At 57.0% G+C, this 25,023-nt stretch carries 28 protein-coding genes, 1 tRNA gene and 1 pseudogene; 8 read left to right on the top strand and 22 right to left on the bottom strand.

The genetic code is table 11. The annotated features are described in order from the left end of the window. Positions 1-288 precede the first annotated feature (288 nt). A complete protein-coding gene (locus FIV35_RS09480; protein ID WP_003365337.1) occupies positions 289-501 on the top strand; it encodes a cold-shock protein in 213 nt (70 codons plus the stop codon). Between the two features lie 93 nt (positions 502-594). Beyond that, positions 595-1,083 (top strand): RDD family protein, encoded by a 489-nt coding sequence (locus tag FIV35_RS09485; protein WP_034139127.1) that lies wholly within the window; start codon positions 595-597, stop codon positions 1,081-1,083. A gap of 66 nt (positions 1,084-1,149) precedes the next feature. On the opposite strand, the gene nadA is transcribed toward FIV35_RS09485, so the two are convergent. Continuing rightward, the gene (gene nadA, locus FIV35_RS09490) at positions 1,150-2,208 is read right to left on the bottom strand and encodes a quinolinate synthase NadA (protein WP_034100151.1); all 1,059 of its coding nucleotides are present in this window, start codon (positions 2,206-2,208) and stop codon (positions 1,150-1,152) included. Between the two features lie 312 nt (positions 2,209-2,520). Here nadA and FIV35_RS09495 point away from each other — a divergent pair. The 3 genes and pseudogenes from FIV35_RS09495 to FIV35_RS09505 form a co-directional block, all read left to right on the top strand. Further along, positions 2,521-2,946: pseudogene (locus tag FIV35_RS09495) on the top strand (integrating conjugative element protein); the annotation flags it as partial. A 4-nt stretch (positions 2,947-2,950) separates the two neighbouring features. Beyond that, positions 2,951-3,919, top strand: coding sequence for a site-specific integrase (locus tag FIV35_RS30255; protein WP_377731799.1), 969 nt, complete (start codon positions 2,951-2,953; stop codon positions 3,917-3,919). A 194-nt stretch (positions 3,920-4,113) separates the two neighbouring features. Next, entirely contained in the window at positions 4,114-5,058 is a 945-nt protein-coding gene (locus FIV35_RS09505) for an antitoxin Xre/MbcA/ParS toxin-binding domain-containing protein (protein WP_034139128.1), read from the top strand. A 355-nt stretch (positions 5,059-5,413) separates the two neighbouring features. On the opposite strand, the gene FIV35_RS09510 is transcribed toward FIV35_RS09505, so the two are convergent. The 17 genes from FIV35_RS09510 to FIV35_RS09590 form a co-directional block, all read right to left on the bottom strand. After that, positions 5,414-5,489, bottom strand: a tRNA-Lys gene (locus tag FIV35_RS09510). Positions 5,490-5,636: 147 nt separating this feature from the next. Next, a complete protein-coding gene (gene queE / locus FIV35_RS09515; RefSeq protein WP_034139129.1) occupies positions 5,637-6,284 on the bottom strand; it encodes a 7-carboxy-7-deazaguanine synthase QueE in 648 nt (215 codons plus the stop codon). A 164-nt stretch (positions 6,285-6,448) separates the two neighbouring features. Beyond that, positions 6,449-7,282 carry a tol-pal system protein YbgF gene (gene ybgF / locus FIV35_RS09520; RefSeq protein WP_034100154.1) on the bottom strand — a complete coding sequence of 278 codons (834 nt, stop codon included), beginning with the start codon at positions 7,280-7,282 and terminating at the stop codon, positions 6,449-6,451. A 6-nt stretch (positions 7,283-7,288) separates the two neighbouring features. Continuing rightward, positions 7,289-7,789, bottom strand: a complete 501-nt coding sequence (gene pal, locus FIV35_RS09525) for a peptidoglycan-associated lipoprotein Pal (protein ID WP_034100156.1) — start codon at positions 7,787-7,789, stop codon at positions 7,289-7,291. Positions 7,790-7,844: 55 nt separating this feature from the next. Continuing rightward, complete coding sequence (gene tolB, locus FIV35_RS09530; protein ID WP_034100158.1) at positions 7,845-9,125, bottom strand: Tol-Pal system beta propeller repeat protein TolB; 1,281 nt, start codon at positions 9,123-9,125, stop codon at positions 7,845-7,847. Positions 9,126-9,142: 17 nt separating this feature from the next. Then, entirely contained in the window at positions 9,143-10,216 is a 1,074-nt protein-coding gene (gene tolA, locus FIV35_RS09535; protein WP_034139130.1) for a cell envelope integrity protein TolA, read from the bottom strand. Beyond that, on the bottom strand, positions 10,216-10,668 hold the full coding sequence (gene tolR, locus FIV35_RS09540; RefSeq protein WP_162276712.1) for a protein TolR: 453 nt from the start codon (positions 10,666-10,668) through the stop codon (positions 10,216-10,218). The genes tolA and tolR overlap by 1 nt, the downstream gene beginning before the upstream one ends. Before the next feature lie 23 nt (positions 10,669-10,691). Continuing rightward, the gene (gene tolQ, locus FIV35_RS09545) at positions 10,692-11,387 is read right to left on the bottom strand and encodes a protein TolQ (protein WP_010208111.1); all 696 of its coding nucleotides are present in this window, start codon (positions 11,385-11,387) and stop codon (positions 10,692-10,694) included. Between the two features lies 1 nt (position 11,388). Further along, positions 11,389-11,844, bottom strand: a complete 456-nt coding sequence (gene ybgC / locus FIV35_RS09550) for a tol-pal system-associated acyl-CoA thioesterase (protein WP_034139131.1) — start codon at positions 11,842-11,844, stop codon at positions 11,389-11,391. Between the two features lie 139 nt (positions 11,845-11,983). Further along, on the bottom strand, positions 11,984-13,042 hold the full coding sequence (gene ruvB, locus FIV35_RS09555) for a Holliday junction branch migration DNA helicase RuvB (protein WP_034100167.1): 1,059 nt from the start codon (positions 13,040-13,042) through the stop codon (positions 11,984-11,986). Beyond that, positions 13,043-13,654: a Holliday junction branch migration protein RuvA gene (ruvA, locus tag FIV35_RS09560; protein WP_034100169.1), complete on the bottom strand. Its 612-nt coding sequence runs from the start codon at positions 13,652-13,654 to the stop codon at positions 13,043-13,045. 67 nt (positions 13,655-13,721) lie between these two features. Further along, positions 13,722-14,246, bottom strand: a complete 525-nt coding sequence (gene ruvC, locus FIV35_RS09565; RefSeq protein ID WP_034100171.1) for a crossover junction endodeoxyribonuclease RuvC — start codon at positions 14,244-14,246, stop codon at positions 13,722-13,724. Positions 14,247-14,404: 158 nt separating this feature from the next. Next, positions 14,405-15,151: a YebC/PmpR family DNA-binding transcriptional regulator gene (locus tag FIV35_RS09570; protein WP_034100173.1), complete on the bottom strand. Its 747-nt coding sequence runs from the start codon at positions 15,149-15,151 to the stop codon at positions 14,405-14,407. 149 nt (positions 15,152-15,300) lie between these two features. Next, entirely contained in the window at positions 15,301-17,076 is a 1,776-nt protein-coding gene (gene aspS, locus FIV35_RS09575; protein WP_034139132.1) for an aspartate--tRNA ligase, read from the bottom strand. 108 nt (positions 17,077-17,184) lie between these two features. Next, complete coding sequence (locus FIV35_RS09580) at positions 17,185-17,406, bottom strand: FmdB family zinc ribbon protein (protein ID WP_003193872.1); 222 nt, start codon at positions 17,404-17,406, stop codon at positions 17,185-17,187. Between the two features lie 170 nt (positions 17,407-17,576). Next, a complete protein-coding gene (locus FIV35_RS09585; protein WP_034100178.1) occupies positions 17,577-17,918 on the bottom strand; it encodes a ribbon-helix-helix domain-containing protein in 342 nt (113 codons plus the stop codon). Between the two features lie 180 nt (positions 17,919-18,098). Next, positions 18,099-18,572, bottom strand: a complete 474-nt coding sequence (locus FIV35_RS09590; protein ID WP_034139133.1) for a Dps family protein — start codon at positions 18,570-18,572, stop codon at positions 18,099-18,101. Positions 18,573-18,972: 400 nt separating this feature from the next. Between FIV35_RS09590 and FIV35_RS30100 the strand changes: the two genes are divergently transcribed. After that, a complete protein-coding gene (locus FIV35_RS30100; protein WP_034139134.1) occupies positions 18,973-19,575 on the top strand; it encodes a cold-shock protein in 603 nt (200 codons plus the stop codon). A 69-nt stretch (positions 19,576-19,644) separates the two neighbouring features. Here the strand turns inward: FIV35_RS30100 and FIV35_RS09600 are convergent, their stop codons facing one another. Together FIV35_RS09600 and FIV35_RS09605 are read right to left on the bottom strand one after the other, a co-directional pair. Further along, positions 19,645-19,851 (bottom strand): SlyX family protein, encoded by a 207-nt coding sequence (locus FIV35_RS09600; RefSeq protein WP_034139135.1) that lies wholly within the window; start codon positions 19,849-19,851, stop codon positions 19,645-19,647. A gap of 3 nt (positions 19,852-19,854) precedes the next feature. Further along, a complete protein-coding gene (locus tag FIV35_RS09605; RefSeq protein ID WP_034139136.1) occupies positions 19,855-20,280 on the bottom strand; it encodes an HIT domain-containing protein in 426 nt (141 codons plus the stop codon). Between the two features lie 746 nt (positions 20,281-21,026). On the opposite strand from FIV35_RS09605, the gene FIV35_RS09610 reads away from it, so the two are divergent. Then, positions 21,027-22,307 carry an OprD family porin gene (locus tag FIV35_RS09610; RefSeq protein ID WP_034139137.1) on the top strand — a complete coding sequence of 427 codons (1,281 nt, stop codon included), beginning with the start codon at positions 21,027-21,029 and terminating at the stop codon, positions 22,305-22,307. A 183-nt stretch (positions 22,308-22,490) separates the two neighbouring features. On the opposite strand, the gene FIV35_RS09615 is transcribed toward FIV35_RS09610, so the two are convergent. Continuing rightward, positions 22,491-23,333 (bottom strand): mechanosensitive ion channel family protein, encoded by an 843-nt coding sequence (locus FIV35_RS09615; RefSeq protein WP_034139138.1) that lies wholly within the window; start codon positions 23,331-23,333, stop codon positions 22,491-22,493. Between the two features lie 122 nt (positions 23,334-23,455). Beyond that, entirely contained in the window at positions 23,456-23,941 is a 486-nt protein-coding gene (locus FIV35_RS09620; protein WP_034100192.1) for a YajQ family cyclic di-GMP-binding protein, read from the bottom strand. A 123-nt stretch (positions 23,942-24,064) separates the two neighbouring features. Between FIV35_RS09620 and FIV35_RS09625 the strand changes: the two genes are divergently transcribed. Next, complete coding sequence (locus FIV35_RS09625) at positions 24,065-24,982, top strand: putative 2-dehydropantoate 2-reductase (RefSeq protein WP_034139210.1); 918 nt, start codon at positions 24,065-24,067, stop codon at positions 24,980-24,982. The last annotated feature ends 41 nt before the right edge of the window (positions 24,983-25,023 follow it).

Raw genomic sequence — 25,023 nt, forward strand, 5'->3', positions numbered from 1 at the left:
TATATCAAGTGATTAGGACTATCGAATAAGTCAGTTCCATTATATTCAACAAAGTGTCATCAGCCCGCGCAATGCGGGGCGTCCGGCAGGGCTTGTTTTTATCGTATTAGTTGGCGTAGAGTTTGCCCACTGTGTTTGCATGGGTCGCTTGGAACCTGGACCTGGGCAGTAGCTGAAGTAGTTTTGCTACAACCCGTTCGACGTCTCTTACTTTCCTGCAACCCAGCCCAGTACTCTTTCGCGTGAAAGGGGCTGTCATTAATTTTTTAGCGTCAAGGAAATAAGAAAATGGCTGAACGTCAGAGCGGTACCGTCAAGTGGTTTAACGACGAGAAAGGGTTTGGTTTTATCACTCCAGAAAGCGGTCCGGATCTGTTCGTGCATTTCCGCGCTATTCAGGGCAACGGCTTCAAGAGCCTGAAAGAAGGCCAGAAAGTGACCTTCGTTGCGGTGCAAGGCCAAAAAGGCATGCAGGCTGACGAAGTTCAAGCAGAAGGCTGATTCCTCTGCGACAAAAAGCCCCTGATATGACATCAGGGGCTTTTTTATGGGCGCAATTCCGTAAAATGGCCTTTTCCTTCCGAGAGCCCTGCCATGTCCAAACCCCTGCTGAGCCCCCAAGGCGAATTTCCCGCCGTTGGCCTGGGCCGTCGTTTGGCAACGATGTTCTATGACTTCCTGTTGTGCACAGCCCTGATGATCGTCACCGCGTTTATCTACAAACTGATCTGGATCGCGTTCGTGGGCGAAGCCAGGATGCGCACGCTGACCGAATCGGGCGCCTTGGATGGCGACCCACTGCTGTCGACGATTCTGTTGTTTGTACTGTTTGGGTTCTTCGCCAAGTTCTGGACCCATTCCGGTCAGACCCTGGGCATGCAGGTGTGGGGCGTACGCGTGCAGAACGCCGACGGCTCGCGGATCAGCCTGTGGCAAGCGTTGCTGCGCTTTGTGGTGTCGATTGCGTCGTGGTTGTGCGTGGGGCTCGGGTTTCTCTGGTCGCTGTTCGACAAGCAGAAACGCAGCTGGCATGACATCTATTCGGATACGCAGTTGGTGCGGATTCCGAAGCAGAAAAAATAACCCCGTGCCTGGTACAGATCAACAGGTGGGAGGGGCGTACCCTCCCACGTTTTTTACCGAGCTCGACTATGCGTTACCGGCCAGCTTCAGGCGCGCAGCCTGAGTAAAATCCAGCATGCGCTTAAGCGGTCTCACAGCCTGTGGGATCACCGACGGTTCGACGAAGATCTCGTTGCTGCCCTCACGCAGGCACTGCAGCGTGCGCTCCAGCGTATTCATGGCCATCCACGGGCAGTGTGCGCAACTGCGACATGCCGCACCGTTGCCGGCCGTAGGCGCTTCTACGAAGACCTTGTCCGGGCATAGCTGCTGCATCTTGTAGAAGATCCCGCGGTCGGTCGCCACGATGAAAGTCTTGTTCGGCAAACGCTGCGCGGCGGCAATCAGTTGACTGGTGGAGCCCACCGCATCGGCCAGCTCGATCACCGACGTGGGAGACTCCGGGTGCACCAGGATGGCTGCATCCGGGTACAGCGCCTTCATATCTTCCAACTGCTTGGACTTGAACTCCTCATGGACGATGCAGGCACCATCCCACAGCAGCATGTCGGCGCCGGTCTGGCGCTGGATGTAGGTGCCCAGATGTTTATCCGGGCCCCAGATGATGGTTTCACCGTTGTCCATCAGACTCTCGACAATTTCCAGCGCACAGCTGGACGTCACCACCCAATCAGCCCGCGCCTTCACCGCAGCCGAGGTATTGGCGTACACCACCACGGTACGCTCGGGATGCTGATCGCAAAACGCCGAAAACTCATCGACCGGGCAGCCCAGGTCCAAAGAGCAGGTCGCTTCAAGCGTAGGCATGAGAATGCGTTTTTCAGGTGTAAGGATCTTGGCCGTCTCCCCCATGAAACGCACGCCGGCAACTAGCACGGTCTTGGCCGGGTGCGCGGCGCCGAAGCGAGCCATTTCCAGGGAGTCGGAGACACAGCCACCGGTCTCTTCGGCCAGGGCCTGAATCACCGGATCGCAGTAGAAGTGGGCAACCAGTACCGCGTCTTGAGCTTTGAGCTCAGCGGCGATGGCGGTACGCAGGCTCGCCTCTTCTTCGGCGCTCAGAGCCTTAGGCTGCTTGGCGTCGAGATGGGCTTGAACCAGTAAGCGTTCGGAAATGTGCGTCATTGTTCGCAAGACCTGCAGGCGCAGAAGCGCGAAAGTCGAGTGTACCACCGGCTCTGGAGCCCTTCGGGCACCGCCGGACGAAGTGATTGTGTTCATCAAGCACGGGTGAAACTGAAGCTGGGCAAGGCTACAGAATATCGAATGGATTCAAAAGCCTAATCTGGTATTCGCGGGGTGCCTGCTTTCAAGGATCATTTCAATCTGGTGCTGATCGACACTCAGGGCGCCAGGTCGGCCATGCTTGAGATGGTGCTCGCCCTAGACCTGGTTGTCTCACCTCTACAACCCAATATGCTCGCTGCTCGCGAATTCAGCTGTGGTAGCGGCTTAGTATGCAGTGTCTGGTCCTCCCCTCAGGAAGCGAGCGCGTTCGCCAACCGAGTGCTAGGGGAACAACAGCAACAAACCTGTGACAACTGCCCACCGACGGTTACCGCTGCGGGTGTTGGTCTCACCCCACTGATTCAAGAAACTTACGATACCAAGCTGAAAGCGCTGCAAGAGCTGCTGTCGGGCAGCAAAACGCTATCGCTCGAAAACCTCAATGCCGCGAGTAGTAACTCACTGCCAATTACACGAAGCGTAACTGCCGCCCTGAAAGACGAACGGGATCAGGACGTGCTCGCCCGAAGGCTGGCTCCTGAGGTCGCCCTGTCTGACGTGCTTGAGAAAGCCCTGATCCTGCAACGAACACTGCTTGCCGGCAGCCGTGGACCGAACGTTGCGGCTAACGACTTGGGTGGTGGAAGAACGCATTAGCAAAAAGCGCAGCACGATCACGCCCGCATGGTTCTGGCTGGCAGTATTTGAACTCTTTTATCAAAGCGGCATTCGTCTGAACGCGCTACTTAGCGTGCGCTACAAGGACGTGAAGTGGGACAAACGTTTACTGCTGGTGGACGCAGACACAGAGAAGACTCATCGCGAGTACTCAATCCCTATCACGGGTGATCTTGAACCCCATATCAGAGCGGTGATGGACGCGGCAGAACAGGTTGGATTTGAAGCTGACGATCAACTTTTCAATGTAAATCGTTTTTCTCAACACTACCGCCGGAAGACCATGAACACCGACCAGGTTGAAGCCATGTATCGCAAGCTGATCAATCGGTTCGGAACAAAAATGACTCCACATCGATTTCGGCACACGCTGGCAACGGATCTGATGAGGCAACCGGAACGCAACATCCACATCACCAAAAGCCTGCTGAACCACTCAAACGTCGCGACGACCTTGGGGTACATCGAGACTGATTACGACCATATGCGCGCAGTCATGCAAGAGCGGAGCATGGGTCAGGGCACGACCAGGATAGAACGTCGTGTGGATGATCGAATACCGGTGAGCGCACCCGAAGAAGAGATCATCGCTGTAGAACTGCCCGAGGCAGAATCTCCACCATTGTTGATCGCACACGAACCTGAGCTGTGTGAAAGTCCGGTGCTTCCACCACCACAAACGCTGGCAGAGACAAGCGGTTACAAGCTTTTAACACACGTTGAGAGCCTGGATTCAGAACGATACACAATTGATCAGGCCATGCTGCCTACAGGCACCGGGCTCAGTCACGAACTGAGCTGGGATGGACCGGGTACCTGGTGGGAGGACTTAGGGCTACCATCGCCATCCAATGAGGAAAGCATGGAATCATCAATGATGTTCACGCTAATGAGCGGAATGACCGGCATGAAAAGTTATAGCCGGGGTTGAGTTGACCCAGTCCCTTCGATACACAGTGCTGCAGAGTCGACCCATCAAATTTGATCAATCCATGTTGCGCCACGCAGTCGGATACGCAATAATTTGCCCAACAACTAACCCTCATGATCAGTGTGGCTCGACCATCTGGTTGGAGGGGGAAAAAGCCGGCGAAAGCCGGTTTTTTCGTTTCCGGAGTACAAGAAATGCAGGGAACGCCTGAATCAGCCCCTCTGCGCACGCGCGTTTACATCGACGGCTACAACTTTTACTACGGCTGCCTGAAAGGCACACCTTACAAGTGGCTGGACATGCTTCAGCTCTTCGAATCCCAAATCCTTCCGTCTGTTCTGGTAAAAGACCGGCATGGCCAAACACGGAGGTCTGAACTCGTTGAAAGCCCGTCGATTCTTTTCTTCACGGCCAAAATTCTTGAGTCAATCGCCAAGTCAGTCGATTCTGTATCTTCACAAGCCCGATATCACACGGCCCTGCGAAAACTCTATTCCGGCCGCATTGAATTGATCGAGGGCTACTACGCGGTTAACAGAATCAAGGTCAAAATTGTCGACGCCGAACTCCCAAATCGCCAGCCAAGGGAGTGCCAGGAACTGCTGGCTTGGAAGTTCGAGGAAAAGCAAAGTGACGTGAACCTTGCGTTACACGCCTACCACGATGCGATTACGGATCAGATCGACCAGGCGGTGATTGTCACCAACGACACTGACATCGCACCAGCACTGCGAATGATCAGAACCCATACCAACACGCTGATCGGACTTGTTGTGCCAACCACCAATCAGCAACGGTACCCCAACACTGATTTGGTGAAATTCGCACACTGGACACGCCACCACATCAATCTCAACGAACTCGCCACATGTCAGCTGCCTAGAGTCATCCCTGGAAAGCACCCGACTGTGAAGCCGAACTCTTGGTACGCACAACCCGACCTTCTGATAAAAATCGTAGATCAAGCTATTCAGGTAAGGGGAAGTCGCTCTGCTGCATTCAAATGGCTGGAACAGCCTAATGACTATCTGGGAGGTAAGCGCCCTATCGAATTGGCAGAGACCATCGAAGGTGCACACGAGGTACTGGAGTACATCCGAAGCTGGGTTACCCAAAATATTCCACAAAAGAACGAATGAGCGTTAGAGCCTCCCTTCATGAGCACATTAACGTGCGCCCAATCCCATCGTTTTGAGTGTAGGAAGGTTGTCAGCACCTAAGCCTGACAATCGTTGAGGAATTTTCCTTACGCTCATTGATGCCAGCCCTGACAGACTTACCTCAAATCGCTGAAAACGCTACAGCAGCGGCTCCATCCATATTGACATCACCAAAAGCCGCCACTACTGTTCGGGTCAGACGGCTGCATGTCCGACAGTTTGAATAGGCTTTTCAAACCTTTCCGACTCCGTCCGCCCCCCCAAATCGCAGGCAAAAAAAAACCCGGAAATCCTCACTTACGTGGGCCTTCCGGATTTTCTAAACCGCTAAAAATGGTGGGTCGTGTGGGATTCGAACCTACGACCAATTGGTTAAAAGCCAACTGCTCTACCAACTGAGCTAACGACCCGCTGTGTGGTGGCGCGTATAATACTGATTTCTAAGGACTATTCAACACTTTATTTAAAATAAATCAGAAAAAACACCTTATCGCCGTGATTCAGGCTATTTGCAAGCCCCATACAACCCACCAAGGCCGAGTCCGAGAAGCTGAATTTCAACGACCCGGCTCGTCGTTCCACAGGTATTTATGGAGCTGCAGCTGCAAGCGCACCGGCAGATTGTCTGCCACTATCCAGTCGGCCAGGTCACGGGCATTCAGGTCATGGTGGCTTGGGGAGAACAGCACCTCACCTGCGCGCCGCTCAAGACCATACTGAATCAGCTTTGATACTGCCCAATCGTAGTCATCACGAGAACAAATCACGAACTTGACCTGATCGTTGACGCTCAGCAGATCCATATTCTCGTAGCGGTTGCGATGCGCCTCTTTTGAATCCGGAGTTTTGAGGTCGACCACGCGGCTCACGCGAGGATCGACCGCAGAGATGTCCAGGGCGCCGCTGGTTTCCAGAGACACTTCATAACCTGCGTCACACAGCTGCTTGAGCAACGGGATGGCATTGGGCTGTGCCAGGGGCTCACCGCCCGTCACGCAGACGTAACGGGGCTTGAAACCTGCCACCTGCTCCAGGATATCGTCGAGGGTACGCACGGTGCCGCCACTGAAGGCGTAAGCGCTGTCACAGTATTGGCAACGCAGAGGGCAACCTGTCAGCCGTACAAATACAGTAGGCAGGCCTGCGGTTCGCGTTTCACCCTGTAACGAGTAAAAAACTTCGGTAATGCGTAATGTGTCTTGCATAGTCGCCACGGGCGTAACAGCTAAACAGGCTGTCCGCCTCCGTCAGGCACTTCCAGGAACCCCGCCAACGCGTAGACCCCAAGAAGCGTGTTTCATAAAAGGGCGTGGATTCTAACGAAAAAACCCGCGCCAGGCGCGGGTTTCTTCTAAACGGGCCGCTTCGCTTACAAGCGTTGCAGGTCGCGTTGAGCCAACTGGGCAGCAGACGTCCCAGGATATTGGGCCACTACTTGCTGCAGAATGCCTTTGACCTTGTCGGTATGACCCAGGCGGCGCTCTACGTCAGCCAGCTTATACAGCGAGTCCGGCACCTTGGCGTGCTTGGGGTACAGCTGACTGACCTTGGCAAATGCCTGGCCGGCACCTTGCAAATCACCCTTGGCGAGGTTGACTTCGCCAAGCCAGTACTGAGCGTTGCCCGCATATTGGCTGTTGGGGTATTTGCGCAGAAATGCGGTAAAAGCCTGGCTGGCTTTATCGAAGTCCTTGGCTTTGATCAGGTCGAAGGCAGCATCGTAATAGAGCTTTTCCTTCGCTGGGTCACCCGGTTCGCTGCTGGCGGCGGGGGCTTGGCTAGCGGCCGCCCCGGCTGCTGCACCACCGGCAGCAGCGCTTGGCGCGCCACCGGCAGAAGAATTATCAGGAGTAGCGGCAGGTGTAACGCCGGCTCCTATACGTCGATCAAGATCCTGGTATCGCTCCAGGCCTTCTTGCTTGAGCTGGTTCACTTGATTCTGCAGAACTTCAATCGCGCCTTGTTGCTGCGCAAGTTGATCCTGCATGCGTTGCAGCTGGTTGAACAGTTCGCCCTGTGCCGAGGGCGCGGACGTTGCCGCCCCCCCAGCATAGGCGCCGTTCGTGCCATAACCCGCTGGCGGATAACTGCTCCCGCTATTGTTATAGCCAGAGTTGCTATCTTCCACAGGAACCGCAGCCCACACCGCAAGCGGTGCGAAGCTGAGAGCCAATACAGTTAGAGCACGACGGCACGTTCGCATGACGAATTACTTACGCAGTTCGACGCGACGGTTTTGAGCCCAGGACTGCTCGTCGTGGCCAGTAGCAACTGGACGCTCTTTACCGTAGGAAACCAGTTCCAGCTGAGCTGGCGAAACGCCTTGCAGGACCAGGTAGCGTTGAACGGCTTTAGCACGACGCTCGCCCAGTGCCATGTTGTACTCACGAGTACCACGTTCGTCGGTGTTACCTTCCAGAACAACGCGAGCGCCGTTAGCTTTCAGGTCCTTCGCGTGAACGTCCAGAGCGCGCATGGCTTCTGGCTTCAGGTCCGAACTGTCGTATTCGAAGTAGAAAGTAGTGATCGCGCGCAGAGCAGCTTCTTCGCTCAGGGAGCCGTCAACTGCACCAGTGTTAGCGCCATAACCAGCGTTTGGATCAACAGCTGCGCCTTCACCGGCATTGTCGCCGCCTTTGGACGAGCAACCAACGGCTACGGACAGAGCCAGAGCCAGAGCAGCAAACTTACCAAACTTCAGCATTTCCATCGTGAAACTCCTAATGAACCCCAGTGTGTTAAGCAAATCTTTTTGTAGCGCCGCGTCAGTTCAGGTAAGGGGACCAGGATGGTTCTCTGACTTCGCCTTGTGCGGTAGGAAGCGGGAGCCTTACGCGTCCATTAATGGACACGAGCATCAAGACTCCCCGGCCCTGCTGGCGGGTGGCGTAGATTACCATGGTGCCGTTGGGCGCAACAGTAGCTGACTCATCAAGGTTGGTATCTGTAAGGATTTTTACGGTTCCGCGCTGCAAATCCTGGGCCGCAACCCGGAAATTAGTGAAACCATCCTGACGGTGAATCATCACCAACGTCTTTTCATCAGCCGACAGTTTAGGGTTGGCGTTGTAGTTACCGATAAAGGTCACTCGCTCCGCACCGCCACCGCCAATACTGGACTTGTAGATTTGTGGCTTACCGCCACGATCGGAGGTGAAGTAGATGGTCGAGCCATCCTTGCCCCAGAACGGTTCGGTATTGATGCCCGGGCCGCTGGTAACACGGGTGATCTGACGCGAAGCCATGTTCATCACGTAGATATCCGGATTGCCATCTTTAGACAGCACAAACGCCAGGCGCGAGCCATCCGGTGACCAGGCAGGCGCGCCGTTAAGGCCTTCGAAGTTGGTGATCTGCTCACGGCGACCGGTATCGATATGCTGCACAAAGATACGTGGACGCTTCTGCTCGAAGGACACATAGGCAATACGCTTGCCGTCCGGTGCGAAGCGCGGCGACAGAATCGGCTCGCGCGATTGCAGCAAGGTCACTGCCCGCGCACCGTCGTAGTCCGAACGTTGCAGGGTGTAGCGCGTGTTATCTACCGAGAAGCGTTCAGCCGTTACATAGAGCAGACGCGTAGAGAAAGCACCTTTGATGCCGGTGAGCTTTTCAAACGACTGGTCCGAAATGTAGTGGGCCATGTCACGCAATTGTTCGGTGGTGCCCGACACGCTGCCGGTCAGGACCTGCTGCTCCGTTGCCACGTTGAACAACGCGTAGGTGATTTGCAAGCGGCCGCCGGCCGGCACAATGTTGCCGACCATCAGGTACTGGGCGCCAACGGCTTTCCAGTCACGGAACACGACTTCGCTGGCCTGGTTTGGCTGGCTGATCATGTTGCCTTTTGGAATTGGCGCGTAATAACCGGAGTTGCGCAGGTCGTCACTGACGATCTGTGCCATGTCGTCCGGCAATACACTGCCGCCTTGCCAACCGAACGGCACTACCGCGATCGGAGTGGCCCGATCGCTACCGCTGGTAACCAGGATGTTCTTTTCATCCGCCGTCGCTATCCCTGCCATACAGCAAATAACGACAAGCATTCCTCGAAGAAGGTTTCTCACAAGGCTAGATCCTCAGGTGTGAATGTCATCTTGAATGAACGATAGGGAGCGAAGTCGCTTGGTTTCATTCCCTGCATCTCGGTCAACCGGCCAATGTTCTTGACCGCGGCAACCGCCGAACTGTCGAACGAACCGTCACCACTGGACTTGGCCACGCTGACCGAAGTCACCGTACCGTCCGGCAACATGCCGATCTGCAGTACTACTGTCATGCCTTTGCGTGCCGAAGGTGGACGTGTCCAGCCTTCTGCTGCCCGCGCCCGAATCAGGTCGTCGAAACTGCCCGCTACTTCATCGCCACGCTCATCGGCCAAGGCTTGCTGACGCTGCGGCGTGTCGGAAAGCAAATCTGCCAAGGCCTGGGCCTTTTTCTCTTCGGCGGATTTACGCGCTGCTTCCTGAGCCTTTTTCTTCTGGGCATCGGCGGCAGCTTTCTTCTTCGCTTCGTCGGCGACTTTTTTCTTCGCCTCGTCTGCTTCAGCTTTTTTCTTGGCGTCTTCGGCGGCTTTCTTCTTCGCGTCTTCGACTATCTTCTTCTTGGCTTCCTCAGCGGCCTTTTTCTTGGCCTCTTCTTCGGCAGCTTTCTTGGCTTCTTCTTCAGCTTTCTTCTTGGCTATATCAGCCAATTGTTTCTCTTCGGCCTTCTTGGCTTCGGCAGCTTTCTCGGCTTTTTTGGCTTCATCAGCCTTTTTCGCCTCGTCGGCCTTCTTGGCTTCGTCTGCCTTTTTCGATTCCTCGGCCTTTTGAGCCGCCTCTTCTTTCTTTTGTTCCGCAGCAGCCTTCACCGCTTCCTGCTCGACCTTCTTCTGTTCCATCTGCTCGACTTCAGTCTGACGCGCGGCCGACTTCTGCGCCTCACCCGCAATCTTCTGATTGGTCTGGGTAGTGGCCTGACTTTTCGATTTCAGCTGATACAGGGTCGCCTGCACGATAGGCTTGGCTGGCGGCAGGTCAGGGGTCATGGCAAAGCTGACGAACAGCATGCCGAAGACCAGGACGTGCAGGGCAATCGCCCAAACGCTTGGCCAGAAGTAGCTTTCCGAGGCGGACGGCTCTCGCTGTTGGTGCATCAGGGCGCCTCGGTAATCAAGCCAACGTTACCGACGCCGGCCTTCTGCAGCCCGCCCATGGCGCCCATGACGGAACCATAGTCGACTGCTTTGTCACCGCGGATGAATACTTGGGTGTGCTTGCCACCTTCGTTACCGGCGCGAATGATCTTGGTCACCGCATCGGTCATCGCCGGCAACGTCAGGGCCTTGTCCTGTTGCTTCTGAGTGTCGACTTCGCTGCCAAGGTTCCAGTAATAGGTCTTGTCGGACTTGATCGAAATGGTCAGCACCTGAGTATTGTTGTCTTGCGGCAAGGCTTCGCTGGAAACCTTGGGCAGATCAACCTTCACACCCTGGTTGAGCATCGGCGCGGTCACCATGAAGATCACCAGCAGCACCAGCATCACGTCGATGTAAGGCACTACGTTCATCTCGGCGACCGGCTTGCGCTTGGTTCGAGCTCGAGTGATTAAAGCCATCGGGAGGTACCTGCTTATTCTTCGCTGGTGTGCACTTTACGGTGCAGGATCGCCTGGAATTCATCGGCGAAGGTGTAGTAACGGCCAATCAGGTTCTCGCCGCGTGCGGCAAAGCGGTTATAGGCGATCACCGCAGGGATGGCGGCAAACAGACCGATTGCAGTGGCGATCAGGGCTTCGGCGATACCGGGGGCCACGGTGGCCAGGGTCGCTTGTTGAGCCTGGGCCAGACCACGGAAGGAGTTCATGATCCCCCACACCGTACCGAACAGGCCGATATACGGGCTGACGGAACCCACGGTGGCAAGAAAAGGCAGGCTCTGCTCAAGCTTCTCTTCTTCGCGGGAAATGGCGACGCGCATGGCGCGAGCCACGCCTTCCATCACCGCTTCCGGGTCTACGCCTGGCTGCTGGCGCAGACGGGAGAATTCCTTGAAGCCAGCACGGAAGATCTGCTCCACACCCGAATCCGGGTCCGGGTTGCTGCCGGCCTGGCGATAGAGCTTGGACAGGTCGATACCCGACCAGAAGCGCTCTTCAAAGCTCTCCAGGGCACGTCGACCGGCACGCAGCAGGTTGCTGCGCTGAAAAATCATGACCCAAGAGGTAACCGATGCGGCTACCAGGGTCAGCATGACCAGTTGAACCACAACACTGGCATTGCTGACCAGGCTCCACATGGAGGAATGGTCGACGACGGTAGGTTCCACGCTAAATCTCCTGCTTTGATTGTTTACCCGCGCCGCTCACGGCGGCAAAGGCCACACGTAGAGTTTCGGGAATGGCCCGAGGTTTCAAACTGTTGGTGCGTACACACGCCACCAAAAACTGCCCCTCACAGAGCAGCGTTGCATCCGTTGCCCGCCTGACCTGCTGTTTGAAGCGCAGGCTGGCACGGTTCAATTCGATGACTTCAGCGCTAACCAGCAGTTCATCATCCAGTCGCGCCGAGGCGTGATAACGCGCCTCGCTGGAATGCACGACGAATAACAGGTCCTCCCCTGCCAGCTGGGATTGGGCAAAGCCCAGCTCCCGTAGCCGCTCGGTTCGAGCCCGCTCCATGAACTTAAGGTAATTGACGTAATAAACGATGCCGCCGGCATCGGTGTCCTCGTAATAAACGCGACAGCGATGTGCGAACGACTGATCCCCGTTTTGCGCGCGCATACTCTAGTGCTTACTCCTGAGGTTGCCAATCCGGCCAGGCAACTGTTTTTTCATTCTCTGAAACATTTTCACTGACAGAATGACGACGCCAGTCACTGGGACAGCACAAACCTCGAATAAATCGTCGAGCCAAGCGCTTTTAATCGTCCACTGCATCGAGGAATTCGTCTACCACGGGCATCTCGCCCAATCGTGACGGAATGTTTAATCCAAAATGCAGATAAGCATGACGCGTCACCACCCGCCCCCTTGGCGTGCGCATGATGTAGCCCTGCTGGATCAGGTACGGCTCGAGCACATCCTCGATGGTGTGGCGTTCTTCGCTGATGGCAGCGGCCAGGCTGTCCACGCCTACCGGGCCACCGTCGAACTTCTCGATCATGGTCAAGAGTAGACGCCGATCCTGATGATCGAAGCCATGTTCGTCCACATCCAGCAGGTTGAGCGCCAGGTCGGCCACCGCCTTGGTAATGTGCCCCTTGGCGCGCACTTCGGCGAAGTCCCGCACCCGCCGCAGCAAACGGTTGGCGATACGCGGTGTGCCCCGGGCACGCCGAGCGATTTCAAACGAGCCTTCCGGGTCCAGCGGCAAGCCAAGGATGCTCGCCGAACGACTGACGATCGTGGCCAGATCCGCCGTGCTATAGAACTCCAGACGTTGAACAATCCCAAAACGGTCTCGCAGCGGATTGGTCAGCATCCCCGCTCGCGTGGTGGCGCCCACCAAAGTGAACGGCGGCAAATCGAGCTTGATCGAGCGAGCCGCCGGGCCTTCGCCAATCATGATGTCGAGCTGGAAATCTTCCATCGCCGGGTACAACACTTCTTCGACAATCGGCGAGAGCCGGTGGATTTCGTCGATAAACAGCACATCGTGCGGCTCTAGGTTGGTCAACAACGCTGCCAGATCACCGGGACGTTCCAGCACCGGACCTGAGGTGGACTTGATCGACACCCCCATTTCCTGAGCAATGATGTTGGCCAGGGTGGTCTTACCCAGCCCCGGCGGACCGAAGATCAACGTGTGATCCAGGGATTCACTGCGCCCGCGCGCCGCCTGGATGAACAGCTCCATCTGCTCGCGCACAGTGGGCTGGCCGATGTATTCAGCCAGGCTCAGGGGGCGGATGGCCCGGTCCTGGATTTCTTCACGGTCGCGCGGGCCGGTGGCCGCGATCAGACGATCAGCTTCAATCACTTAAATCATTCCCTTCAGGGCGCGGCGGATCATGTCTTCACTGCTCAGGTTCTTATCTTTGATGGCCGATACCGCTTTGCTCGCTTCCTGGGGTTTGTAGCCCAAGGAAATCAAAGCGCTGACGGCATCGCTTTCGGCGCTGGCAACCTGGGACGCTGGCATATCAGGCTGGTTCGGCACCAAGGCAAACATGCTCGGCACCACCTCCCAGGCCTTGAAGCGGTCCTTGAGCTCCACCAGCAAACGCTCGGCGGTTTTCTTGCCGACGCCCGGCACCTTGGTCAGCGCCGAGGTATCCTGCGCCGATACGGCGCGCACCAGTTCGTCTACTTCCAGACTGGACATCAAGGCCAGCGCCAGTTTCGGTCCCACGCCATTGAGGCGGATCAGTTCGCGGAAGAAGTCACGGTCGCGCTTGCCAATGAAACCATAGAGCAATTGCGCGTCTTCGCGCACCACCAGATGGGTATGCAGCGTGAGCGGCTCGCCGACCGACGGCAGGCGATACAGGGTGGTCATGGGCACTTCCAGCTCATAGCCCAGCCCGTTGACATCCAAAATAAGGTGCGGCGGCTGCTTTTCAGCCAGGGTGCCGCGCAAACGTCCAATCACGGTACAGATCCTTAACACTTAGGGTCAGATCAAAGCCTGACCGGAAATCACGATTGCGCTGATGCTATCAGAGACGCAGGCGACCGCCACGACTGCGTGCCGTACCCAGGCCATGAGGCAGCAGACTGGAACGGGTGTGCGCATGACAGATGGCAATGGCCAGGGCATCGGAGGCGTCGATTTGCGGTTTAGCCGTGAGTTTGAGCATGTGCATGACCATCATCTGCACCTGCTCTTTATTGGCACCACCAGTACCGACCACAGCCTGCTTGACTTGGGTCGCGGTGTATTCGGCGATCTCCATGCCCTCCTCCGCGCCAGCAACAATGGCCGCACCACGGGCCTGGCCGAGTTTGAGCGCCGAGTCGGCGTTCTTGGCCATAAACACTTTTTCGATACCCATGGTCACCGGCCCGTAGGTCTGGATCACTTCACGCACGCCGCGATAGACGATCTGCAAGCGCTCGGCCAACTCCCCCGAACCGGTACGAATACAACCCGACGCAACGTAGACGCAGCCACGCGGAGTCTGCTGCACCACGCCAAAACCGGTGATGCGCGAACCGGGGTCGATACCTAGGATTAAAGTCATAACGCCTGCGGGTTGGGTTAAACACATTTTTTGATACAGGGAAGATTCAATGTGGGAGGGGGCTTGCCCCCGATTGCAGAGTATCAGTCGCCACATACAGCGACTGATACACCGCTATCGGGGACAAGCCCCCTCCCACCATCAATCAACATCGTGCTTCAGCCTAGCTGTTCGGCCACTGACTCTGGAATATCGGCATTCGAATAGACGTTTTGTACATCGTCCAAGTCTTCAAGCATATCCAGCAGCTTCAACACTTTCTGCGCGCCTTCCAGGTCCAGTTCGGCACTGGTCGTCGGCAGCATCACGATTTCTGCGTCGGTGCCTTTAAAGCCCGCAGCTTCCAATGCATTGCGCACAGCATAGAAACTGGCAAACGAGGTGAAAACATCGATGGAACCGTCGTCGTTGGTGACCACGTCGTCGGCATCCGCCTCCATCGCCGCTTCCATCAGCGCGTCTTCATCGGTGCCCGGCGCGAAGGTGATCTGCCCCTTGCGCTCGAACAGATAGGCCACCGAACCGTCTGTGCCGAGGTTGCCACCGCACTTGCTGAACGCATGGCGTACGGCTGCGGCGGTACGGTTACGGTTATCGGTCATGCACTCGACCATCACCGCCACGCCGCCCGGGCCGTAGCCTTCGTAGGTCAGCTCGACCATGTCGTCGGTATCGGCAGCACCGGCACCACGGGCCACGGCGCGATCAATAATGTCGCGGCTCATATTGGCGCCCAGCGCCTTGTCCAGCGCCAGGCGCAGACGCGGGTTGGAGCCCGGATCACCGCCGCCCTGACGGGCAGCGACGGTCAGTTCGCGAATCCACTTGGTGAAGATCTTGCCTTTCTTGGCATCCTGACGCTCTTTGCGGTGCTTGATGTTCGCCCACTTGGAATGGCCAGCCATAACACAACTCCGAATTCTCTAGAAACCTGATCAATCCCGCCCCAGGCCGGACCTTTCTCTTTAAAACACAACCCTTGTAACGCAAAGGCGCATCCGAAGATGCGCCTTTTTAGACCGCGTAAACCTCAGTGCGCTTTCACGCAGCAGCTTTACTCAGCCTTCGGCGTCTCGCGCAGGCGGATATGCAGCTCGCGCAATGCCTTGGCATCCACTACGCCCGGCGCCTGGGTCATGACGTCCGCGGCACTCTGGGTTTTCGGGAAGGCAATCACTTCACGGATCGACTGGGCACCGGTCATCAGCATCACCAGACGGTCCAGACCGAAGGCCAGGCCACCGTGGGGCGGGGCGCCGTACTTCAGGGCGTCAAGCAGGAAGCCGAATTTCTCTTCCTGTTCCGCTTCGTCGATGCCCAGCAGACGGAAGACCGCTTGCTGCATCTCTTTACGGTGGATACGGATCGAACCGCCACCCAGCTCAGTGCCGTTGAGCACCATGTCGTAAGCGCGCGACAGTGCGCCCGCCGGGTTGGCCTCCAACTCGGCCGGGGAGCATTTCGGCGCAGTGAACGGGTGGTGCAAGGCGCTGAAGCTGCCGTCGTCGTTCTCCTCGAACATCGGGAAGTCAACGACCCACATCGGCGCCCATTCGCAGGTGAGCAGGTTCAGGTCGTGGCCCAGCTTGATCCGCAGCGCGCCCAGCGCTTCGCTGACGATCTTGGCCTTGTCGGCACCGAAGAACACGATGTCGCCATCGACCGCACCCACGCGATCGAGGATCACGTTCAGGTTGGCTTCCGGGATGTTCTTCACGATGGGCGATTGCAGGCCATCAACGCCGTTGGCGCGCTCGTTGACCTTGATGTACGCCAGGCCCTTGGCACCGTAGATGCCGACAAACTTGGTGTAGTCGTCGATCTGCTTGCGCGGCATGCTCGCGCCGCCAGGCACGCGCAGGGCGGCGATGCGGCATTTAGGGTCGTTGGCCGGGCCGCTGAACACCTTGAATTCAACCTCTTTGAGCTGGTCGGCCACGTCCACCAGTTCCAGCGGGTTACGCAGGTCTGGTTTGTCGGAACCGTAGCGACGCATGGCTTCTTCGAAGGTCATGTGCGGGAAGTCACCGAACTCCAAGCCCAATACTTCCTTGAACAGGTTGCGGATCATCTGCTCGGTCAGGCCCATGATCTCTTTCTCATCGAGGAAACTGGTCTCGATGTCGATCTGGGTGAATTCCGGCTGACGGTCGGCGCGCAGATCTTCGTCACGGAAGCACTTGGCGATCTGGTAGTAACGGTCGAAGCCGGCCACCATCAGCAACTGTTTGAACAGCTGTGGCGATTGCGGCAGGGCAAAGAAGCTGCCGGCGTGGGTGCGGCTAGGCACCAGGTAGTCACGCGCGCCTTCCGGGGTGGCCCGGGTCAGAATTGGCGTTTCAACGTCGAGGAAGCCGTTCTCGTCGAGGAAGCGACGGATGCTGGTGGTCATGCGCGAGCGCAGACGCAGCTTCTCGGCCATTTCCGGACGACGCAGGTCCAGGAAGCGGTAGCGCAGGCGGGTTTCTTCGCCGACGTCGGAGTATTCGTTGAGTGGGAACGGCGGGGTCTCCGACTCGTTCAACACTTCCAGTTCGTAGCCCAACACCTCGATACCGCCGGAGGCCATGTTCTTGTTCACGGCACCTGCCGGACGCAGACGCACCTTGCCGGTGATTTTCACCACGTATTCGCTGCGCACGCGGTCGGCGGCGGCAAAGCTCTCGGCGCGGTCCGGGTCGAACACCACTTGGGCCAGACCGTCACGATCACGGATATCGAGGAAGATCACCCCGCCGTGGTCGCGGCGACGGTGAACCCATCCGCAAAGGGTAATTTCCTGACCTTCCAGGGTCTCGTTCAGTTGGCCGCAATAGTGGCTGCGCATCATGGTCGTGGTTTCACTTCTCGTAATTCGAAATTCGGTGGAGGCCCGCCTCGTCACCGTTCATATAAGCCAGGTGACGGATAATGCAGGAGCCTGCGCGTAGAGTTCAACTCAGTCTGCTTTGTCGCCGCCCGCCAGATTCTTCTTGGCGCCGGTCTTGAAATCGGTCTCGTACCAGCCGCTGCCACTGAGGCGAAAGCCCGGCATGGACAACATCTTCTTGAGTTCAGGAGCCTGGCAGGCCGGGCAATCGACCAACGGCGCGGCGCTGATCTTCTGGATGGCTTCCAACTGATGACCACAGGAAGCACATTGATAGTCGTACATGGGCATGGCGATGTCTCGGCGAGCAGATCGTTACTGCGCCACGCCTGCCCGAAGGGTAAAGCCCCGGCCTGCGCAGCAAAGCGCGGGATTATATCTGGTAAATCGAGCCAGCGCAGCCGGCTTTCTGCCCGGGAGTCAGCCCGCCAACACAGCGAGCCGACCCCGGGCACCTTTGTTTACTCCGGGTCGGGCGCAGCCGTACGGCCTTTTAACAGGTGAACCACGCACACCACCCTGACCAAACCGCTGAAGTTCTTCACACCTCCATAACGCAAGTGCACCTCCCGATCGACATAAGACAGTAACGCACTGACTGAACAGGCGTTGATCCTGGCGATTTCCGTAAGGATATTCCAATAGATCTGCTCAAGTCGCAGGCACGTCGAAAACCCGTTGAGCCTGACTGATCGGGACAATGGCCTTGCCAACCCCATATCGAACCCTTTGGCAAAGGGATCGATCTTTATCTGATGAAAGCCACAGGATTCCATGACTCCATTACTCACTGCGCGTGACATACACCTGACACTCCATTGCCAAACAGCAGCCAATGGGTTGCTCCCATTGGACAGTGGGCTTATCAAACAGCAGGAAGTGCGGGGTCAGCCAGAAGACGGGGAGTCGATACCTGTAGGACAACGCCAGGAAGCGTGCAGAAACGAGCGAGCGACGCCAGGACGGCGCCGCTCAGGCTCGGCTTACTTGGCTTCGAGCAGGGAGCGCAACATCCACGCGGTCTTTTCGTGGACCTGCATACGCTGGGTGAGCAGATCCGCAGTCGGCTCATCGCTGACCTTGTCGAGCAATGGGAAGATGCCGCGGGCAGTACGCGTAACGGCCTCCTGGCCCGCCACCAGTTGCTGGATCATCTCTTCGGCGCCCGGCACGCCCTCCTCCTCCTTGATCGAGGAAAGACGGGCGTAGATCGAATAAGCGCCCGGCGCCGGGAAGCCCAATGCGCGGATACGTTCGGCAATGGAGTCCACCGCCAGCGCCAGCTCGTTGTACTGTTCCTCAAACATCAGGTGCAGCGTTCGAAACATGGGGCCCGTGACGTTCCAGTGGAAGTTGTGGGTCTTCAAGTACAGTACATAGGTATCGGAAAGCAGCCGCGAAAGCCCATCGACGATGGATTTACGATCTTCTTCACTGATACCGATATCGATTGCCATGTTTATCCCCTTCAATTGACAAGCATTCATTGATCAGGTGCAACACCACTCTAGCAAGCGCACAGCTGACGCGCAGCGAGCGAGGTGCGACAAATCGCCCTTGAGTGGTAATTCGCCAATCAAGGTAGGAAATATCCTAAAAAGCCATTCCAAAACAAGCACACCTGTCTAGGACAAGCGTTTGCCAAGGAAATGCCCCGCCCCTTGCAACACCCCGAAATGCTTGATTTGAGAAGGCACGGCCTTTGCTGTTAAATAGGCAGCGTGTCGCCATCGTTAATGTCTGCGATGGCCGGCATAGGCTGATACCCGCGCACGTGCCCAACGCCTCCCATTGTTCAGAAGCGAACCGTGCCAGTCAGCTCTTCCTAGTGATCCGTCTTAACGTGAGTTAATCAAAATGTTGAAAATCGTCCACCTGCTAACGGGCGTTGCAGCTTTGCTGCTGTCCTTTATACCGAGCCTGCAACCAGAGAGCCTGCCGTACCTGCAACAACACGACGCGCTGTACCTGGCACTGTTCGGCCTTCTTAACCTGACGTTGGCACCCGTGGTCCCGTACTGGAACAAGGGCACTCGTCATCAACTGCAAAACCTGGTCAGCGCGCTGTTGGTTCTGACCGTTGTCGTACAAACCCTCACCCTCCTGGCACCCATGCCTGAAGTGGGCGGCCACCCGGCCATCCTGCTCAGCCTGGTCATTGCTGTGGTCGCAATCGCTCTTCATCTGGCCATCAGCTTCTACCGTTCATCTCCGGCGGCCGCGTCGCAAACCTACGACATGACCAATCGGGATACCGGTACCGTCAAGTGGTTCAACACCTCCAAAGGCTTCGGCTTTATTTCCCGCGATTCGGGCGACGACATCTTCGTCCACTTCCGGGCCATTCGCGGCGAAGGCCATCGTGTCCTGGTGGAAGGCCAGCGCGTGGAGTTCTCCGTAATGAATCGCGACAAAGGCTTGCAAGCCGAAGACGTGATCGCTGCACTGCCGCGCCGCTGACTCCAGCCCTGGCAGCAAAAAAAACCGCGATCCAGCCTAGCTGGGTCGCGGTTTTTTCATGGCCCCTCTTTAATAGTGAGGCGGTGGCGCTTCCTCTTCGGACGTTTCGAACTGGCCGCCCATCTCTTCCTGACGCTTGAGCAGCGCGGTTATCTGCAGCTGCAGCCGCTCGACCGCGCGTTGCTGGGTGACCAGGATGTCGTTAAGGGTCTCGATGGTGTCATCCTGAAAGGCCAGGCGGCTTTCCAGGTCGGTAACACGGTCTTGCAAGTCCATGATTCAGTCCTGGGCAAAATTGAAATCGGCGGGCAGCAGCTCGCGCACACGCGCACGCAATGCCACCACCTGTTCTTGCGTATAAGGGCGAGCCGGATGCTTGCCCCATACCGGAGCAGGCCAGGCGGCGTCGTCGCGTTTGCGCACGATCACATGCACATGCAACTGGCTGACGACGTTACCCAGCGCGCCGATATTCATTTTATCCGCGCCCAGACCATCGTTGAGCAACTGCGCCAGACCGGTCGTCTCTTCCCAGAGTTTTTGTTGATCTGCGACATCCAGGTGAAACACCTCGCTGATACCGTTGATGCGCGGGACCAGGATAAACCAGGGGTAATTCGAGTCATTGGACAGCAGCAGGCGGCATAACGGGAAGTCCCCGATGACCAGTGTGTCTTGTTGCAGGCGTTGATCTAGGGCGAACACCGCGGGCACTCCATTCGGCAAGTCAGAATCAGGTCCCAGCATACCTTCGAATGCCGGCCGCTTCACAACGATTGAAGATAAGCCCGCGAGGCAGCCGGCCTAAAAACCTGCACCCTTTCGATGCAGGTAAATATTTGAGCTACGCTAGAACGGGCCCTGCCGAGACGCACCAAAATGACCCACCCGTGCCTCAAAGGGATCCGCCGACTACCCACCTAATGGGGTGAACCGGTAACGTTTCACACAAGAACCGATTTTTTACACCTGACAACATGCATTCCACAGAGAGGTCAAGCCCTAACCAAACGGCGTAAAAAGCCCGTACTTATGCGGTTTTCGCAGGCACGGAACTTTTTTCACGAAAAAATGACATTCGGTTACCGCTTTGAGCACGCTTGTTGCATTCACACCCACATCGTCGGCAACGGCACGGGTTCGGAAACCGGTGTTTCGCGATAAAAAACAACAGCGAGTCAGTACGAGGCAAGGATGCATTCGAACTTCGAAGGGAGTTTTGAAACAGTACTGAAGTTGTCAGTCCAGATACATTTTGGGCTGTGAATTTGCGACATGGAGCTAGCAATTTACGACAGCCTCGTAAAGAAGCTGAAAGGAAAGATGGGTAAGTATCGTCAATAGGGTCTGCGTGATATAACTTTGCGCCGACACAAAAAAGAAAGAGCCGCCCAGATAAAAATACAGGTGGGACGGCAGTACTCTTCCGAAAACCAAAGGAGCAAATCACGATGCGCGTGATGAAGTGGAGCATGATCGCACTGGCTGTTTCAGCCGGTACCTCGCAGTTCGCAATGGCGTCCGCCCAGGACGATTCCAAGGGCTTTGTTGAAGACAGCACTTTCAGCATCAATACTCGCGCTCTGTACTTCAGCCGCGATTTCCGTAACAACCCGTCGGGCCCTGGCAGCAAGAGCCGTGCAGAAGAAACCGGCCTGGGCTTCAACGCCCTGTACGAGTCGGGCTTCACCCAGGGGACTATCGGGGTGGGTGTGGATGTAATCGGCCTGATGGGTGTCAAACTCGACAGCGGTAAAGGTCGCGCAGGCACCGGTCTGTTCCCAACCGGCTCAGACGGTCGCTCGCAAGACGATTACTCCAAAGGCGGCGGCGCTGTTAAGTTCCGTATCTCCAATACCGTGCTGAAAATCGGTGACCAGTACACCACCGCTCCTGTGTTCGCTTCCGATGACAGCCGTCTGCTGCCTGAGCTGCCACAAGGTATCTCGATCACCAGCAACGAAATCAAGGGCCTGAAACTGGAAGGCGGTCACTTCACTTCCAGCGTCGCGCAGAACCAGACCTACCATGACAGCCTTGGCCTGACCAAGACTGACTTTGTCGGCGGCGTCTACTCGTTTACCCCAGAGTTCACCGGCAGCCTGTACTACGCGAAAACCGAAGACTACTTCCGCAAGTACTACAGCAACCTGAACTGGACCCATGCCCTGAGCGATGACCAGTCCTTTGCCCTTGACTTCAACATCTACGACACCAAGAGCGACGGCGCAGGCCTTCAGCGTGCCGAGAAAGATGGTGTAACCAAGCTCGACAACCGCGCATTCAGCTTGCAGGGTGCGTACACCATCGGCGCTCACACCTTCACTCTGGCAGCCCAGAAGGTCACCGGCGACGGCGACTACGGCTATGGTGTAGACGGCGGCGGCTCGGTCTTCCTGGCCAACTCCGTGGCCCGCTCCGACTTCAACGCTGAAGGCGAGAAGTCCTACCAGGCACGTTACGACATCAACATGGCCACCTTCGGCATTCCTGGCCTGAGCTTCATGACTCGCTACGTGACCGGCAGCGGCGCCAACACCGGCACTACCTCGAACGGCAAAGAGTGGGAACGCGACATCGAAGCCAAGTACGTTGTACAGAGCGGTCCAGCTAAAAACCTCAGCTTGCGTCTGCGTCAAGCAACCTATCGCTCCGGGGATGGCGTTTACTACGGTTCGCCTTCGATCGACGAAATGCGTCTGATCGCGAACTACCCGCTGAACATCTTGTAATTGCCGGTTCAATTACAACGATGACTTAAGGCCCTGGCCTTAAATAAAAAGCCGCTCCCTTGCTTTCAAGGGAGCGGCTTTTTTATTGCGGAGCTATAAATAAATAACTAGCAAGCTAACTAACTAAACTAAAGTGATACGTTTAACCTGACCCTTCGGCCAAGTTAAACGCGCCTAAGTTTTTTACTTCGACGCAGCTTCCTGCATTACACGAATAACCCGCTGCGGAAATGGAATATCAATCCCCGCCGCTTTCAAACGGTCACGTGCGAATTCATTGAGCATAAACATCACGTCCCAATAATCCGCCGTCTTGGTCCAGCAGCGCAGCGAAACGGTGATCGAGCTATCCCCCAAGGTGGAAACCACGGCTACAGCGGCTGGGTCTTCCAGTACGCGTGGGTCCTTGGCCAGCTCCAGCAGCACGTCGCGGGCTTTCTGCAGGTCGGCTTCATAGTCCACACCGACGTCGAACACCACCTTGCGGGTCGGTTGACGGTTGGTGTTGGTGATGATCCCGTTGGACAGGATGCCGTTCGGCACGATGACAGTTTTGTTGTCGCCCGTACGCAGCACCGTGTGGAAAATCTGAATGCTGTCGACGGTGCCCGAGGTGCCTTGGGCTTCGATCCAGTCGCCGATACGGAACGGGCGGAACAGCAGAATCAGCACCCCACCGGCAAAGTTCGCCAGGCTGCCTTGCAGTGCCAGACCAATGGCCAGGGTGGCGGCACCGATAGCGGCAACGAAGGAGGTGGTTTCTACACCGATCATCGAGGCTACGCTGACAATCAGCATCACCTTGAGCACGATGTTCGCCAGGCTGGTGATGAAATGCTGCAACGCCAGGTCAGCGTTGCGTACCGCCAGCAAACGGCCCACGCGATGGGTCAATTTATTGATCAGCCACCAGCCGATGGCCAGGGTGATAACGGCGAGCAAAACCCGGCTGCCGTATTCCATGATCATCGGGATCCAGGACTGGGAAGTCTTGACCAGACGATCTACTTCAGCGTTCAAGTCCATTGCTGTTCTCCTGTTTATGGACGGTCGGCGCTTAAAGCAATTGAGCCCCGTAGGGCTCAAGAGTAGGCGCAATTATTGGGGGGTGGGACGTCAAAAACGCCCTTGGGTTCCCCAGGCTGCCATCAGTCGCGGAAGTTATTGAACTGCAGCGGCATGTCGAAGGACTTGGCGCGCAGGGCCGCGATGGCCTCTTGCAGGTCGTCACGCTTCTTACCGGTGACGCGTACCTGCTCGCCCTGGATGGCGGCCTGGACCTTGAGCTTGGCGTCCTTGATATGCGCGACGATTTTCTTCGCCAGCTCCTTGTCGATACCTTCTTTGAGGATGACTTCCTGCTTCATCAGCTTGCCAGAGGCGTAGGCGTCCTTGATTTCCAGGCACTGCGCGTCGATCTTGCGCTTGACCAGGGACAGCTTGAGGATCTCGATCATCGCTTCCAGCTGGAAATCGGCTTCAGCGGTCAGGTTGACGGTCAGTTCCTTTTCCTTGAATTCGAAGCTGCCCTTGCCCTTCAGGTCATAGCGACGGTCCAGCTCCTTGACGGCGTTCTCGACGGCGTTGGTGACTTCGTGTTTGTCCAGTTCAGATACCACGTCGAACGAAGGCATGTGATTTCTCCAATATAAGGGGCGGGTTCAGTAGAGATGGAGCGCGCCCGAGCTAAAATGCCGGGGCATTATAGCGGTTCTTTCGTCCCGTTCACTGTGAGCGACCTTGCGGAGTACAAACTGATGTCGACCACCTGGCATATTCTCGGCGCCGGCAGCCTGGGCACACTCTGGGCCACACGGCTGGCGCGCGCGGGCGTGCCTGTGCGCTTGATCCTGCGCGACGAGACGCGCCTGGCCAGTTATCAGGCGGGCAACGGGCTGACCCTGGTGGAGCATGGTGAAGCACATACCTACCCGGTGATTGGCGAAACGCCCGACAGCCCGACGCCGATCCATCGCCTTCTGGTGGCGTGCAAAGCCTACGACGCCCAAGCGGCAATCGCACAGCTGCAACCGCGCCTGGTACCGGATGCCGAGTTGATTCTGCTGCAGAACGGCCTGGGCAGTCAGGACGCGGTGGCCGCGCAGTTGCCCCTGGCGCGTTGCATCTTTGCCTCCAGCACCGAGGGCGCTTTCCGCGACGGCGACTGGCGCGTGGTATTCGCCGGCCATGGTTACACCTGGCTGGGAGATGCCCGCCACCCGACGCCCCCGCTCTGGCTGGATGACCTGCACATCGCCGGCATCCCCCACGCCTGGAGTACCGATATCCTGACGCGCCTGTGGCGCAAGCTGGCGCTCAATTGCGCGATCAACCCACTGACCGTGCTTTACCAATGCCGTAACGGCGGCCTGCAAAACCATCGCTGTGAAGTGGCAACCTTGTGTGGGGAGTTGAGCGAACTGCTGGAATGCGCTGGCCAGCCTGCCGCAGCCCTGGATTTACAGGATGAAGTGGAGCGGGTGATTCACGCCACTGCCGCCAATTATTCGTCCATGTATCAGGACGTCGCCAATGCTCGACGCACCGAAATCAGCTATCTGTTGGGCTATGCTTGCCAGGCGGCAGCCCGTCACCAATTGAAGCTGCCACACTTGCAGCAGTTGCACGAGCGTCTGGTCGACGAGCTGCGCGCGCGCGGATTGCCCCGCGACTGAACCACGCGCTACCCTGCCCGCCTGTCTATCTCCTGGAAAAA

The organism is Pseudomonas rhodesiae (assembly GCF_007858255.1).
GTDB classification, from domain to species: domain Bacteria; phylum Pseudomonadota; class Gammaproteobacteria; order Pseudomonadales; family Pseudomonadaceae; genus Aquipseudomonas; species Aquipseudomonas rhodesiae.

What these genes read in the sequence shown, in the direction of transcription:
- FIV35_RS09480 (WP_003365337.1), top strand. Translation starts at nt 289, where the DNA reads ATGGCTGAACGTCAGAGCGGTACCGTCAAGTGGTTTAACGACGAGAAA.
- FIV35_RS09485 (WP_034139127.1), top strand. Translation starts at nt 595, where the DNA reads ATGTCCAAACCCCTGCTGAGCCCCCAAGGCGAATTTCCCGCCGTTGGC.
- nadA (WP_034100151.1), bottom strand. Translation starts at nt 2,208, where the DNA reads ATGACGCACATTTCCGAACGCTTACTGGTTCAAGCCCATCTCGACGCC.
- FIV35_RS09505 (WP_034139128.1), top strand. Translation starts at nt 4,114, where the DNA reads ATGCAGGGAACGCCTGAATCAGCCCCTCTGCGCACGCGCGTTTACATC.
- queE (WP_034139129.1), bottom strand. Translation starts at nt 6,284, where the DNA reads ATGCAAGACACATTACGCATTACCGAAGTTTTTTACTCGTTACAGGGT.
- ybgF (WP_034100154.1), bottom strand. Translation starts at nt 7,282, where the DNA reads ATGCGAACGTGCCGTCGTGCTCTAACTGTATTGGCTCTCAGCTTCGCA.
- pal (WP_034100156.1), bottom strand. Translation starts at nt 7,789, where the DNA reads ATGGAAATGCTGAAGTTTGGTAAGTTTGCTGCTCTGGCTCTGGCTCTG.
- tolB (WP_034100158.1), bottom strand. Translation starts at nt 9,125, where the DNA reads ATGCTTGTCGTTATTTGCTGTATGGCAGGGATAGCGACGGCGGATGAA.
- tolA (WP_034139130.1), bottom strand. Translation starts at nt 10,216, where the DNA reads ATGCACCAACAGCGAGAGCCGTCCGCCTCGGAAAGCTACTTCTGGCCA.
- ybgC (WP_034139131.1), bottom strand. Translation starts at nt 11,844, where the DNA reads ATGCGCGCGCAAAACGGGGATCAGTCGTTCGCACATCGCTGTCGCGTT.
- ruvC (WP_034100171.1), bottom strand. Translation starts at nt 14,246, where the DNA reads ATGACTTTAATCCTAGGTATCGACCCCGGTTCGCGCATCACCGGTTTT.
- FIV35_RS09570 (WP_034100173.1), bottom strand. Translation starts at nt 15,151, where the DNA reads ATGGCTGGCCATTCCAAGTGGGCGAACATCAAGCACCGCAAAGAGCGT.
- aspS (WP_034139132.1), bottom strand. Translation starts at nt 17,076, where the DNA reads ATGATGCGCAGCCACTATTGCGGCCAACTGAACGAGACCCTGGAAGGT.
- FIV35_RS09580 (WP_003193872.1), bottom strand. Translation starts at nt 17,406, where the DNA reads ATGCCCATGTACGACTATCAATGTGCTTCCTGTGGTCATCAGTTGGAA.
- FIV35_RS09585 (WP_034100178.1), bottom strand. Translation starts at nt 17,918, where the DNA reads ATGTCACGCGCAGTGAGTAATGGAGTCATGGAATCCTGTGGCTTTCAT.
- FIV35_RS09590 (WP_034139133.1), bottom strand. Translation starts at nt 18,572, where the DNA reads ATGGCAATCGATATCGGTATCAGTGAAGAAGATCGTAAATCCATCGTC.
- FIV35_RS30100 (WP_034139134.1), top strand. Translation starts at nt 18,973, where the DNA reads ATGTTGAAAATCGTCCACCTGCTAACGGGCGTTGCAGCTTTGCTGCTG.
- FIV35_RS09600 (WP_034139135.1), bottom strand. Translation starts at nt 19,851, where the DNA reads ATGGACTTGCAAGACCGTGTTACCGACCTGGAAAGCCGCCTGGCCTTT.
- FIV35_RS09610 (WP_034139137.1), top strand. Translation starts at nt 21,027, where the DNA reads ATGCGCGTGATGAAGTGGAGCATGATCGCACTGGCTGTTTCAGCCGGT.
- FIV35_RS09615 (WP_034139138.1), bottom strand. Translation starts at nt 23,333, where the DNA reads ATGGACTTGAACGCTGAAGTAGATCGTCTGGTCAAGACTTCCCAGTCC.
- FIV35_RS09620 (WP_034100192.1), bottom strand. Translation starts at nt 23,941, where the DNA reads ATGCCTTCGTTCGACGTGGTATCTGAACTGGACAAACACGAAGTCACC.
- FIV35_RS09625 (WP_034139210.1), top strand. Translation starts at nt 24,065, where the DNA reads ATGTCGACCACCTGGCATATTCTCGGCGCCGGCAGCCTGGGCACACTC.